The organism is Nonomuraea sp. NPDC050663, assembly GCF_044456985.1.
Lineage (GTDB): Bacteria > Actinomycetota > Actinomycetes > Streptosporangiales > Streptosporangiaceae > Nonomuraea.
Map to the genome: position 1 here is coordinate 834,137 of NZ_JBITGL010000004.1, position 12,187 is coordinate 846,323.

A 12,187-nucleotide genomic window follows, 5' to 3' on the forward strand; every position below is an offset into this window, starting at 1 on the left:
TCCCGATCTATCGTGGTGGCATGGAGAAGATCCGGCTGACCGGCGCGCAGGCCACCATGCTGGCCACCCTGTACGGCAAGGCCGTCGACGCCGGCTCCCCCCGCTCGATCCTGCACGACACCATGGCGCTCGACGCGGTCAGGAAGATCGACCACGATTTCTCCCAGGTCGGCATGAAGCCCGGCGACGCCGCCACTGTCGCGCTGCGCAGCCTCCACTTCGACGGCTGGACGCGCGAGTTCCTCGCCGCGCATCCCTCGTGCACCGTGCTGCACCTGGGCTGCGGCATGGACACGCGCGTCTTCCGCGTCGACCCCGGCTCCGGCGTGCGCTGGTACGACGTCGACTATCCCGACGTCATCGACCTCCGGCGCAAGCTCTACCCGGCCGATCGTCCCGGCTACGAGCTCGTCGCGGCGTCGGTCACCCCTCCCGGCTGGCTCGACCAGGTGCCGGGAGACCTGCCGGTGCTCGTGGTGGCCGAGGGCCTGACCATGTATCTGCGCGAGGAGGAGGGCCGCGAGCTGTTCCGCCGCATCGTGGAGCACTTCCCCGGCGGGCAGTTCGTCTTCGACGCCTTCAGCCGTCGCGGCATCAGGATGCAGAGGATGAACAAGCCCGTCCAGGTCGCCGGGGCGACGCTGCACTGGGGTGTGGACGGTGCGGCCGAGCTGACCTCCGTCCACCCCCGGCTGCGCTGCCTCGACGCGGTGAGCGCCTTCGACATCGGAGGTTACGACCGGGTGGGGGTGCGCTACCGGGCGTTGGTGGGGGTGGCCAGGATGTTGCCGTTCATGCGGCGCATGGCCGTCATGTACCGGCTGGCGTTCTAGTCACTCGCTGGGGCGGCCGCCGTTGTCGCGGCGGTCCAGTGACAGCTGGACGGCCTCGACCGCCTCGTTCTCGGTCTCTTCTGGCGCGTTCCAGGAATACATCTCGTACATGAAGTGACTCGTCTCGCTTCGCGGGCGTTGGCTGGGAAATGTCGGACTCCGGTCGCGAATCCAAACCGGGCCTGGGTCCCTCGGTCCGGGTCACGGACGTCCGGGAGGGGGACTTAACGGCCGACACGCGCCACTCGCCGCGGCGAGTCGTCGACCTGCCCTAACAGGCCTCGCCGCGGCAGGTAATAAGTACGAGTACCTGGCGCATCCCCGTCAGGATAACCCGGTTGTCTCGTAGGACGTCCTACTATCTCATATCCTGAGACAACAAAACGGCCGGCGCCTCGTGACGAGACGCCGGCCGTACCAGGGAACGGGCTAGTCGGCCAGGTCGACCGAGCGTCCGCTCTCGGCGCCGATCTCGCTCACGATCTGGTCGAGTACCTCGGCCGGGAGGGCCGAGTCGACGGTGAGCGCGATGAGCGCCTGGCCGCCCTTGGTGTCGCGCGACACCTGCATCGAGGCGATGTTGATGGAGTGGTCGCCGAGGATGCGGCCGACCACGCCGACGATGCCGGGACGGTCGGCGTAGGCGAAGAAGGCCAGGTGGTCGGTCGGCTCGATCTCCATCTGGTAGCCGTTGACCTCGACGATCTTGGTGATCTGCCGGGGACCGGACAGCGTGCCCGAGACCGAGACCTGGCGGCCGTCGGCCAGGACGCCGCGCACCGTGATGACGTTGCGCCAGTCGGGGCTCTCCTCGCTGGTGACCAGCTCGACGGTCAGGCCGCGCTCCTTGGCGATGAGCGGGGCGTTGACGTAGGTGACCTGCTCCTCGATCACGTCGGCGAAGACGCCTTTGAGGGCGGCCAGCTCGACCACGCGCACGTCCTGCGTGGCGATCTCGCCGCGCACCTCGATGTCGAGCTTGGTCGCGCTCTCGCCGGCCAGGGCGGTGAAGACGCGGCCCAGCTTCTCGGCGAGCGGCAGGCCCGGCTTGACGTCCTCGGCGACGGCGCCGCCCTGGACGTTGACGGCGTCGGGCACGAACTCGCCGGCGAGGGCGAGCTTGACGCTGCGCGCGACCTGGGTGCCGGCCTTCTCCTGGGCCTCGTGGGTGGAGGCGCCCAGGTGCGGGGTGACGACGACCTGGTCGAGCTCGAAGAGCGGGTGCTCGGTCATCGGCTCCTTGGAGAACACGTCGAGCCCGGCGCCGGCGACGCGGCCCTCCTTGATCGCGGAGTAGAGCGCGTTCTCGTCGACGATGCCGCCGCGGGCGACGTTGATGATGCGCACGCTCGGCTTGACCTCGTGCAGCTCCTTGTCGCCGAGCAGGCCCAGGGTCTCCTTCGACTTGGGCAGGTGCACGGTGATGAAGTCGGCGGTCTTGATGGCCTCGTCGAGGCTGACCAGGCGCACGCCCATCTGCGCGGCGCGGGCCGGCGGCAGGTAGGGGTCGTAGGCGATCAGCTCGACGCCGAACGGCTGCAGGCGCTGGGCGACCAGCTGGCCGATCTTGCCGAGGCCGAGGATGGCGACGACCTTCTCGTCGAGCTCGACACCGGTGTACTTGGAGCGCTTCCACTCGCCGTTCTTCAGGGCCGCGTGGGCCTGGGCGGTGTTGCGGGCGCTGGCCAGGATGAGCGCGATGGTCTGCTCGGCGGCGCTGGTGATGTTGGAGGTCGGCGCGTTGACGACCATCACACCGGCCTTGGTGGCGGCCTCGACGTCGACGTTGTCGAGACCGACGCCCGCGCGGGCCACGACGCGCAGCTTCGGCGCGGCCGCGATGGCCTCGGCGTCCACCTGCGTGGCGGAGCGGACGATGAGCGCGTCAACGTCGGCGAGAGCGGGCAGGAGCTGGGAGCGGTCGGCGCCATCGGTGTGGCGGACTTCGAAGTCCGCGCCGAGGACGGCGAGACCGGCCTCCGACAGCTCCTCTGCGACCAGGACGACGGGCTTGTTCACAGGTGCGGATCCTTAAGGGCGGGCGTGATCAGGGGCACTTCGACGGGCCCCCGTGGGATCCCCAAGAGTCTATCCGGCCTTGTGAACGCGTTCACGAGTGTCCCAGGATCTGGGCACTACCCAGGGGTTTACAAGATCATTCAAGCTCACAGCATCTTTGTCTTGATCGGGAGTTTTCTTCACCATTAGCCTGATAAGTCGTGGCCGACTACCTATGGTTCGTCATATGAGCATCGGGAACGCTGCCCTCGCCGAAGTGCTGCGTCAGCATGGCAACCCGCACCGCCTGCTGTCCGCACTCGCCGACGGTGGAGTCCTGGTGGCCGTGCGACCAGACCGCTCCGTCGTGCTTGGGACCACCCAGGCCGGCGACCGCGTCCTGCTCGGATACACCGGGCCGGACACCTACGCACGACACCGCGGCAGCCATTCGCTGTCGGCGTGCGACGCCGACACCATCCTCGACATTCAGCGCGTCACCGGTGTGCGGGAAATCGTGATCGACGCTGCGGGCCCGGCTGCGGCAGCCGTGCCCATCGAGGACCTCCAGCGCTTCCTGCGCGCGATCCGCTCGGGGCCCATGCCCGCGTTGTCGGGGGCCGTTCCCGCGGCCTACGCGACCGGCGCCATGGCCACGGTCTCGCGAAGCGCCCCGCCGTCGGAGCGATCGTTCGCCCTGGCCGCCCCGGTCGCCTCGCCGCCGCAGAGCTGGATCCCCGCCCCCCGGCCGCACCTGTCCGGCCCCATGCAGCAGGTCGACCCCGGCTACCGGCGCTGCACCCATCCGATCCTGCCCGCCCTGCGCAAGGGGATCGCCACGCTGCTGGCGGACTTCCCCCTCGTGCACCACGTGTGGATCTCCGAGGCTCGCACGGCCTCCGGGGCTCCAGGGATCATGCTGCACGTCAAGGTGCACATGTCGGCGGCCGAGGACGTGGTGCGCGACCTCCATCGCGGGATCCGCGCCAGGCTGCCCCAGCTGGCGGCCAGCGAGGCCCCCATCCTGATGGCCCGGGTGGCCGACACCCGCAGCGAGCGGCGGATGATCGAGATCGGTGCCCACGTGGTCTGCGCCGACGTGACGGACTGACGCGCCGCGGGTAGGGGGTGGGTGTGAAGCGCACCAGCCCCCTGCACCAGCTCCGCTATGCCGTACGGCATCCCGGCCGCATCGTCCCGCACGTGCGGCGGCTGCTGCGCGACACCTGGTATCGCCTGCGGACCAGGGACCACGTGGCCTACTACCGCGCCGTCATGAAGTCCGACACGGCCAGGAACCCCGAGGCGGCCGTCGGCTCGCAGACGCACAAGCGCTGGCTGGCGCTCGGGCGGATGCAGTTCGACTACCTCAGGGAGCACGGGCTGCTGCCCGAGCACCGGATGCTGGAGATCGGCTGCGGCAACCTGCGGGCGGGCCGGCTGTTCATCGACCACCTGGAGCCGGGCCACTACTACGGCATCGACATCTCGCCCGACATCCTCTTCGCCGCGCAGGCCACGCTCGTGGAGCACGGCCTGCGCGACAAGCTGCCGCACCTCATGCCGGTGCGCGACCTGACCTTCGCCTTCCTGCCCGACGAGCACTTCGACGTCGTGCACGCGCACAGCGTCTTCTCGCACTCGCCGCTGCACGTGATCGAGGAGTGCTTCGGGCACGTGGCGAGGGTGATGAAGCCGAGCGGGTGGTTCGACTTCACCTTCGACAGGACCGAGGGCAAGGAGCACCAGGTGCTGCGGGAGGACTTCTACTACCGCGCCGAGACGCTGATCGCCCTGGCGGACCGGCACGGCCTCGACGCGGTCTTCATGGACGACTGGGAGAAGCTGCCGCACCGGCAGTCGAAGATCCGCGTCACACGGCGGGTATGAGCGCGCTCAGGTCGCCCGCCGGGTGAGTGCGGGCCTCGGCCTGCGGGTGAAAACCCCGGCGATCAGCGCCGCCAGCAGCGGCAGGCCGAGCACCACCGCCAGCGTGAAGCCCCACGGCACCGCGAAGGTCGTGTGGTCGGGAAGTTCGAAGTACCCCTGCGGCCCGTACACGGACACACCGCTCCACTTGGCAGTCAGCGAGATCGCCAGCGCCGCCCCCGCGACCCCGCCGACGAACGTGCCCGCCACCGTGCCCAGGAGCGCGATGAACCCCGCCTGGCCGGCGAGCATGCCCCGATGCGTCCCTGCGCCGGCGCCGATGGCGGCCATGGTCGACTGCTCCTGACGCCAGTCCGCGGCGGCCAGCCGGGTGGCGATGAGCGTGCCGCCGAGCACGACCACCAGCGAGCCCCCGAAGAGGATCCACAGCTGGCCGGGCATGGGGTCGGGGTAGCCGTGCTCCACGAAGAGATCCGCGCTGCCCGCCGCCATGAGGTTGCGTTCCAGGCGCAGCTCGTCGGCGGGCACGTGCATGCCGTACAGGCGCGCCTCGGCCACCTTGAGCCCGGAGGCGGCGGCGACCGCGGAGGCGGGCAGGACCGCGCCGCCCTGAGCGGGGTCGGCGGCGGTGACGCGGACGGCGGGCAGGGTCACCCGCACGGGATCGGCGATGCCGTCGTAGCGGTAGTAGCCGTTCAGCGTGATCGTGCCGTTCTCGATGAGCACGCCGGGGTCGAAGATCACGGCCTTGCCCTCCGACAGCGCGGCGGCCGCGGCGGGGTCGTCCCTGCCCTGGAAGAGCCGCAGCAGCGCCGCGTCGCCCATGGGCAGTTCCTCCCCGTGCCAGCCGTACGACTTGCACCTGCCGGAACACGTGCGCGGCATGCTGAAGGTGATCACCCGGTCCTCGGCGTCGAGGGCGACCATGCCGGGCACCAGGCGCACTCCCGGCAGCTGAGCCTCGGCCTCGGCCCGCACCCGTTCCCAGGTCGCCACCCCGTGCTGGCCGTTGACCATCATCATCCCGAGCGGCGCACCGGCCCGGTAGTTGGCCAGGTTGCCCATGTGGTTGCTCTGGTAGCCGATGGCGAACGCCAGCGCCGCCGCGGTGACAGCCATCACCGCGGCCGCGGCCGACGCCGTGCGGACCCGGTGGCGGGAGGCGTCGCGCACCGGCAGCCTGAGCACCAGCGGCAGGCGCCGGGCGGCCCGCCCGCTCCGCACCACCAGCCACGGCATCAGGGCGATCACCCCCAGCACGACGACCACCGCGGCCGCGACGACCAGCACGTCGTTCAGGTCACGCCACTCCCTGGCGCGGAAGCCGAAGACGGCGTCGCTCTGCAGGACGAGCGCGGTGGCCACCAGCCCCAGCCCGACCAGGACCGCGCCGAGCACCGGCCTGCCGGCCTTCTGGCGAGCGGATCGGCTCTCCCGCCCCACCTGCGCGGCGGGCGCGACGGCGGCGCACACGCCGCTGACCAGCCCCAGCGCGACCACGGCGAGCACCTGCGCCCACGGCACCTCGGGCGGGCCCAGCGGGGTGCCGAGCCTGGCGACGAAGGGCGTGCCGACGAGCGCCAGCACCACCCCCAGTGCGCCGCCCGCGATCGCGCCGAGCCCGCCGAGCAGCAGCCCGTCGGCCAGGACGATCATCCGCAGGTGCCGCTTCGAGGCGCCCTGGGCGGCGACCGTGGCCAGCTCGTCGCGGCGCCTGCGCAGCCCCACGGTGAAGGCGGGCCCGGCCAGCAGCACGACCTCCAGGACCACCATGAAGACGGCGAGCGCGAACCCCAACTGGTAGCCGGGAGCGTAGCCCGATCGCGAAGGCTTGTCCGGCGGGTCCATGATCACCGTCCGCGAGAGCACGCCGAGCCCCGCCTGGTTGAGCCGCTGGACATCCTGCCACGTCACCGGCGCCGGGGTGTCGACGAGGAAGCCGAGGTCGAGCCCCTTCGAGGGGTTGAGCAGCAGCAGGCCAGGCAGGGAGACGATCTCGTCGGCGGCCGGCTGCTGCGGGTGCTCCACGACGCCGACCACCGTGGCCGGGCGTTCCTGGCGGGTGACGGGGACGGTGTCGCCGAGCCGTACGCCGAGGTCGAGCACCGCCTCGGTGACCGCCACCTCGCCCGCGGCGGCGGGCAGCCGTCCCTCGACCAGGGTCCGCATGCCGTCCGTCAGCGGATCGCGCAGGTCCACCTCGACGGCGTCGAGCGCCTCGAACCCGCCGGGCAGCCGCACCTCGGTCGTTCCCACCTGGTACGGCAGGGCACGGTGGCCGGGTGGCAGCAGCGCGGCCACCTCCTCGGGCCGCCAGGGCTCGGACGGCCGGTTGCCGAGCCCCGCGTGGTACGCCCAGGCCGACAAAGGCTCCTGCGCCACCGGCCCGTGCACGGACGACGGCCGCACGATCGCGTCGGCGCGGCCCAGGCTCACCTCGACACCCTCGCGCGGGGAGACCATCATGGTGGAGTAGCCGGTGAGCAGCGCCGAGATGACGAGCACGGGCAGCCCGATCATGGCGATGATCAGTGCCGAGCGTCCCTTCGCGCGCCGGATGTCCCGCCAGGCCAGACGCAGCACCGCCCTCATCGCGCGTCCTGCAGCAGGGCGGCGTCGACGATCCTGCCGTCGCGCAGGAAGATCACCCGGTCGGCCCAGGCGGCGTAGCGGGGCTCGTGCGTGACCAGCAGCACCGCCGCTCCCGCGTCCGCGCGGGAGCGGAGCAGGGTCAGGATCTCGTCTCCGGTGGCCGTGTCGAGCGCGCCCGTGGGCTCGTCGGCCAGGACCAGCCGCCGCTCGCCCACCAGCGCCCGTGCGATCGCCACCCGCTGGCGCTGGCCGCCGGACAGCTCGTCGGGGAAGGCCTCGGCGTGTTCCCGCAGACCCACCTCGTCGAGGGCGGCCAGCGCCTGCCGGCGGGCCTGCCGGGCGGCGACGCCGTCGAGTTCGCGGGGCAGCATGACGTTCTCGGCGGCGGTGAGCGAGTGGATCAGGTTGAGCTCCTGGAAGACGTAGCCCACGCTGCGCCGCCGTACCGCCGCCAGGTCGCGCACGCGCGCGAGGTCCTCGCCGTCGACCGCGACGGTGCCCGAGGTCGGCTTGTCCAGGCCGCCGGCCAGGTTGAGCAGGGTGGACTTGCCCGACCCCGACGGTCCCATCACGGCCACCAGCTCGCCCGCCGCGACGGTCAGGTCGACGCCGTCGAGGGCCGTGACCTCCCCGTAGGCCCGGCTCACCGATTCCAGCGATAACAACGTCATGACAGCCCCTTTTCGCAGTGGTCCAGCCAGCGCAGCTCGGCCTCGGCGTGGAAGATCATCGAGTCGAGCACCAGCCGGTGCGCCAGGTCCCCGTCGGCCTGGCGTTTGGCCCTCGTCAGCTCCTGCATCGTGCGCATGGTGGCGGTGCGCTGCGCCTGGATCACCGCGAGCGCGTCGGGATGGGCGGCGACCGCCATGGCGAGCTTGATGACCAGTTCGTCCCGAGGCCGGTCGGACGGGGCGACGGGGGTGCCGAACCATCGCCCCACTTCCGCCCGGCCGGCCTCGGTGATCCGGTAGACGACCCGGCCCTGTTCGTCAGCCTCGCCCGGCTCGACCAGGCCGTCGCGTTCGGCACGGGACAGCGTGGTGTACACCTGGCCGATGTTGAGCGGCCAGGCGGCCCCGGTGCACGCTTCGAACTCCGCGCGCAGCTGGTAGCCGTAGCGCGGGCCGCGGCTCAGCAGGGCGAGCAGCCCGTGTCGGATGGACATGAATACTGAGTATGCATACTCAGTATGCTCAAGACAAGCGGGATTTCTGGACATCGGCCGTCAATCAGCCCGATACTCTGGGGCATGGGCTCGACGCAACCTCCATATCGCGCATCAGATGGAGAGCGCGATCGCGCGATCGATGAGCTCCGTGACCGCGCCGTCGAGGGACGCCTGTCCCCCGAAACCTTCGTCGGACGCGTCGACATGGCCCTGCGCGCTCAGAACGTGCACGAGCTCGACGACCTGGTCGCGGACTTACCGCCGCGCGACACGTTCCGGCTGCGGGTCACCAACGCCGTCAGCTCGGTCTCGGAGTTCCTCACCCGGCTGCAGTCGGCCTGGCGGCGCCCGCGCCTGCCCCGCCTGGCGTTGCCCGACGACACCAGGGTGCGGTTCGTCGTGGGCCGGGGATCGGCCTGCGACCTGGTGCTGTCCGACCTGACCGTCTCACGCGTGCACGCGGAGCTGCGGCGCGAGGCCGACGGCGGCTGGATGATCCACGACCTGGGCTCGCTCAACGGCACCCGGCTCAACGGCTGGCGCCTCGTCGGCCCGGCGCGGGTGCGCGCGGGCGACGAGATCGCCTTCGGCGACTGCGGCTTCCTGCTCAGCTCCGGGCAGCCATCTCTGCCGCGGTGAGCCGGTAGCGCAGCGTCAGCACGATCGCCACCCCGATGAACACCGCGGGCAGCAGCGTGCCGCCCAGCAGCACGGCCTGGATCGCCGAGTCGGGCTGGGCGACCTTCTCCCCCGGCTGCGACTCCACGAAGCCGTTCGAGCCGAGCACCCAGCCCAGCACCGTCGCGCCGAAGGCGAACACCACCGTCTCGCACGCCGTCCACAGACCCGTGAAGACCCCGGCGCGCGCCTTGCCGCTCGTCGCGGCGTCGTGCACGATCACGTCGGCCATCATCGAGAACTGCAGCAGCTGGATGCCCGCGTAGCCGATGCCCACGAAGAACACGCACGCGTGGGCGTAGACCGAGCCGAAGACCGGGGTGAGCGACATGGCCGCCGCCCCCGCCATGAACAGCGCCGACGACAGGACCATCGCGCCCTTCTTGTCGAGCACCCTGGCCAGCCACACCCACAGCGGCATGGTGAGCAGGATCGGCCCGACCAGGCACAGGAACAGGGTCGTCGTCGCGCCCGAGTCTCCCAGCGTGTAGGTCGCGAAGTACGGGGCGCCCGCCAGCATGACGCCTGCCGCGAACATCTGGGAGCAGCTGAAGCCCAGGAGCAGCAGGAAGTGCTTGTTCGAGCGCGCCACGGCGAGCTGCCTGGCCAGGGACGGCTCGGCCTCCGAGCGGGTGACGACCGGGGCCTTGGCCGTACCGAAGTAGGTCCCCAGCATCGCCGCGAACAGCACGACGCCGACGGCCACGCCCATCACGTGGTAGCCGAAGGCCTCGGCGATCGGCTGGGCCACCGCGCCCGACAGCAGGATCGCGATGCCGAGGAAGATCATGCGCCACTGGAGCAGGCTCGACCGCTCGTGGTAGTCCTCGGTCATCTCGGCGGGCATCGCCTTGTACGGCACCTCGAAGAAGGCGTAGGCGGTGGCGGTCAGGAAGTAGAGCACGGCCACGTAGATCGCGGCGGGGACGCCGGACATGCCGGGCGCGGCGAAGATCAGCGCGAACGCGATGGGCAGTGTCAGCGCGCCCAGCAGCAACCACGGACGTCTGGAGCCCGATCGGTCGGACCGTTGCCCGACCCAGGGGTTGATCAGCACGTCCCAGAGCTTGGGCAGGAACACGACGAAGCTGGCCAGCCAGGCCGGCACGGCCAGCTGGTTGGTCATGTAGAACAGCAGCAGCAGGCCTGGGACCGTGGAGAACGTTCCCGTGCAGAAGGAGCCGATGCCGTAACCGATCCGAACACTCCTGGGGACCATTGCCCTATTAGAGCCGAGCGGCCGCTCGTTCGGTAGATCTCCCGGAATATACGGATATTTGCGGATTGCAGGACGACCTTTTCGCCTCATGATCCGATCGAGATCCCCCAGTCCCCTCTTGGAGACCCCATGCGGCGCACCTCAGCCTCCCTCATCGCGGGCGCGCTCGTCGCGACGCTCGCCTGGTCGTCCAGTCCGGCCACCGCCGTCGATCCCTCGCCCGGCATCACGGACCTGACCACGGACATCAACCAGATCCTCGCCGACAACCGCCTCACCATCGCGCGCTCCGCGGTCACCGTGCGCAGCGCCGTGAACGGCGAGGAACTCTATGCCCACGACCAGGGCAAGCTCATGACGCCCGCCTCCAACACCAAGCTCTTCACCTCCGCGGCCGCCGTCGAAACCCTCGGCCTCGACTACCGCTTCGAGACCTCCGCCCTGCGCGCCGGACGCCAGGTCGGCAGCTCGATCATCGGCGACCTCGTCCTGCGCGGCACCGGCGACCCCACCATGCTCGGCGAGGACTACTCCAGCCTCGCCGCCGCCGTCGCCGCCAAGGGCGTCAAGCTCGTCACCGGCCGGCTGATCGCCGACGACACCTGGTTCGACGCCGTACGGCTCGGCAACGACTGGGCCTGGGACGACGAGCCCTACTACTACGCCGCCCAGATCTCCGCGCTGACCGCCTCGCCCGACCGTGACTACGACGCCGGCACCGCGATCGTCTCCGTGGCCCCCTCGGGCGACTCGGTCAAGGTCTCCGTCACCCCGCCCAACGACTACCTCAAGATCGACAACCGGGCCGTCGTCGGCGCCACCACCGACGTCGTCATCGAGCGGCAGCACTCCACCAACACCATCCTCATCACCGGCACGGTGGCCGAGGAGACCTCCGAGTGGGTGACCGTCGAGAACCCGACCCTGTACGCCGCCGCCCTCTTCCGCGACGCCCTGGCCAAGCACGGCGTCCGCGTCCTCGGCCGCACCACCGCCGGCGCCGCCCCCGCCTCGGCCGTCTCGCTCGCGACCCACCAGTCGATGCCGCTCAGCGAACTGCTCATCCCGTTCATGAAGCTGAGCAACAACATGCACGCCGAGATCCTCACCAAGGCCATGGGCCGCAAGGCGTCCGGCCAGGGCACCTGGGCCGCCGGGCTCAAGGTCGCCACCGACTTCGCCAAGGCGAACGGGGTGCAGGTGCTCAACCTGCGCGACGGCTCTGGCCTGTCGCGCCGCGACGGGATCACGACCTCGTCGATCGCGCAGCTGCTGTACTCCGTGCGCTCGAAGCCCTGGTACCCGGTCTGGTACGCGTCGCTGCCCATCGCCGGCGACCCGGACCGGCTCGTGGGAGGCACCCTGCGCAGCCGGATGCGGGGGACCGCGGCGGCCGGGAACGTGCACGCCAAGACGGGGTCACTGACCGGCGTGACGTCGCTCTCTGGGTACGTGACCAGCGCAGACGGGGAGCCGCTCGTCTTCTCGATCATGCTCAACCAGTACCTGTCCTCGTCGCCGAAGGACATCGAGGACAAGATCGCCGTACGGCTCGCGACGTTCTCGCGGAACGCGCCGAACGTGAGCGCGCAACTGCGCGGCGGGGAGAGCACGCAGGAGTTCCCCGACCTCGAGTGCTCGTGGCTCAAGCCGCTGCCCTGCTGACCTGACTGACCCGGGTGGGGGGGGGGGGGGGGGGGGGGGCCCCCCCCCCGCCGCCGCCCCCCCCGGGGGGGGGGGCCCCGGCGCGGTGGGCCCCCCCCGGGGGCGCCCCCCCGGCGTGCCCGTGGCCCGCGCCGCGTCCCCCGC

Annotated in this window: 10 protein-coding genes; 5 read left to right on the forward strand and 5 right to left on the reverse strand. The window is 71.0% G+C overall.

Annotated features, from left to right (window positions below):
- The first annotated feature begins 20 nt into the window (after positions 1 to 20).
- Positions 21 to 833, forward strand: coding sequence for a class I SAM-dependent methyltransferase (locus ACIBH1_RS16735; protein ID WP_397314623.1), 813 nt, complete (start codon positions 21 to 23; stop codon positions 831 to 833).
- Positions 834 to 1,262: 429 nt separating this feature from the next.
- On the opposite strand, the gene serA is transcribed toward ACIBH1_RS16735, so the two are convergent.
- Positions 1,263 to 2,852 carry a phosphoglycerate dehydrogenase gene (gene serA / locus ACIBH1_RS16740; RefSeq protein WP_397314624.1) on the reverse strand — a complete coding sequence of 530 codons (1,590 nt, stop codon included), beginning with the start codon at positions 2,850 to 2,852 and terminating at the stop codon, positions 1,263 to 1,265.
- Positions 2,853 to 3,078: 226 nt separating this feature from the next.
- Between serA and ACIBH1_RS16745 the strand changes: the two genes are divergently transcribed.
- Positions 3,079 to 3,942, forward strand: coding sequence for a hypothetical protein (locus ACIBH1_RS16745; protein ID WP_181612791.1), 864 nt, complete (start codon positions 3,079 to 3,081; stop codon positions 3,940 to 3,942).
- A gap of 17 nt (positions 3,943 to 3,959) precedes the next feature.
- Positions 3,960 to 4,721, forward strand: a complete 762-nt coding sequence (locus tag ACIBH1_RS16750; protein WP_397314626.1) for a class I SAM-dependent DNA methyltransferase — start codon at positions 3,960 to 3,962, stop codon at positions 4,719 to 4,721.
- Positions 4,722 to 4,727: 6 nt separating this feature from the next.
- On the opposite strand, the gene ACIBH1_RS16755 is transcribed toward ACIBH1_RS16750, so the two are convergent.
- The 3 genes from ACIBH1_RS16755 to ACIBH1_RS16765 are packed head-to-tail and all read right to left on the reverse strand — an operon-like array spanning position 4,728 to position 8,478.
- A complete protein-coding gene (locus ACIBH1_RS16755; protein ID WP_397314627.1) occupies positions 4,728 to 7,313 on the reverse strand; it encodes an FtsX-like permease family protein in 2,586 nt (861 codons plus the stop codon).
- Entirely contained in the window at positions 7,310 to 7,984 is a 675-nt protein-coding gene (locus ACIBH1_RS16760) for an ABC transporter ATP-binding protein (RefSeq protein ID WP_397314628.1), read from the reverse strand. Before ACIBH1_RS16760 ends, ACIBH1_RS16755 begins: the two co-directional genes overlap by 4 nt.
- Positions 7,981 to 8,478 carry a PadR family transcriptional regulator gene (locus tag ACIBH1_RS16765; RefSeq protein ID WP_397314630.1) on the reverse strand — a complete coding sequence of 166 codons (498 nt, stop codon included), beginning with the start codon at positions 8,476 to 8,478 and terminating at the stop codon, positions 7,981 to 7,983. The genes ACIBH1_RS16760 and ACIBH1_RS16765 overlap by 4 nt, the downstream gene beginning before the upstream one ends.
- Before the next feature lie 84 nt (positions 8,479 to 8,562).
- On the opposite strand from ACIBH1_RS16765, the gene ACIBH1_RS16770 reads away from it, so the two are divergent.
- On the forward strand, positions 8,563 to 9,120 hold the full coding sequence (locus ACIBH1_RS16770; protein ID WP_397314631.1) for an FHA domain-containing protein: 558 nt from the start codon (positions 8,563 to 8,565) through the stop codon (positions 9,118 to 9,120).
- On the opposite strand, the gene ACIBH1_RS16775 is transcribed toward ACIBH1_RS16770, so the two are convergent.
- On the reverse strand, positions 9,089 to 10,378 hold the full coding sequence (locus ACIBH1_RS16775; protein ID WP_397314632.1) for an MFS transporter: 1,290 nt from the start codon (positions 10,376 to 10,378) through the stop codon (positions 9,089 to 9,091). The genes ACIBH1_RS16770 and ACIBH1_RS16775 overlap by 32 nt on opposite strands.
- 129 nt (positions 10,379 to 10,507) lie before the next feature.
- On the opposite strand from ACIBH1_RS16775, the gene dacB reads away from it, so the two are divergent.
- On the forward strand, positions 10,508 to 12,043 hold the full coding sequence (gene dacB / locus ACIBH1_RS16780) for a D-alanyl-D-alanine carboxypeptidase/D-alanyl-D-alanine-endopeptidase (protein WP_397314633.1): 1,536 nt from the start codon (positions 10,508 to 10,510) through the stop codon (positions 12,041 to 12,043).
- Positions 12,044 to 12,187 lie beyond the last annotated feature (144 nt).

Excerpts from the sequence above, each read along its gene's own strand:
- ACIBH1_RS16735 (WP_397314623.1), top strand. The coding sequence starts at position 21 with ATGGAGAAGATCCGGCTGACCGGCGCGCAGGCCACCATGCTGGCCACC.
- ACIBH1_RS16745 (WP_181612791.1), top strand. The coding sequence starts at position 3,079 with ATGAGCATCGGGAACGCTGCCCTCGCCGAAGTGCTGCGTCAGCATGGC.
- ACIBH1_RS16755 (WP_397314627.1), bottom strand. The coding sequence starts at position 7,313 with ATGAGGGCGGTGCTGCGTCTGGCCTGGCGGGACATCCGGCGCGCGAAG.
- ACIBH1_RS16760 (WP_397314628.1), bottom strand. The coding sequence starts at position 7,984 with ATGACGTTGTTATCGCTGGAATCGGTGAGCCGGGCCTACGGGGAGGTC.
- ACIBH1_RS16765 (WP_397314630.1), bottom strand. The coding sequence starts at position 8,478 with ATGTCCATCCGACACGGGCTGCTCGCCCTGCTGAGCCGCGGCCCGCGC.
- ACIBH1_RS16770 (WP_397314631.1), top strand. The coding sequence starts at position 8,563 with ATGGGCTCGACGCAACCTCCATATCGCGCATCAGATGGAGAGCGCGAT.
- ACIBH1_RS16775 (WP_397314632.1), bottom strand. The coding sequence starts at position 10,378 with ATGGTCCCCAGGAGTGTTCGGATCGGTTACGGCATCGGCTCCTTCTGC.
- dacB (WP_397314633.1), top strand. The coding sequence starts at position 10,508 with ATGCGGCGCACCTCAGCCTCCCTCATCGCGGGCGCGCTCGTCGCGACG.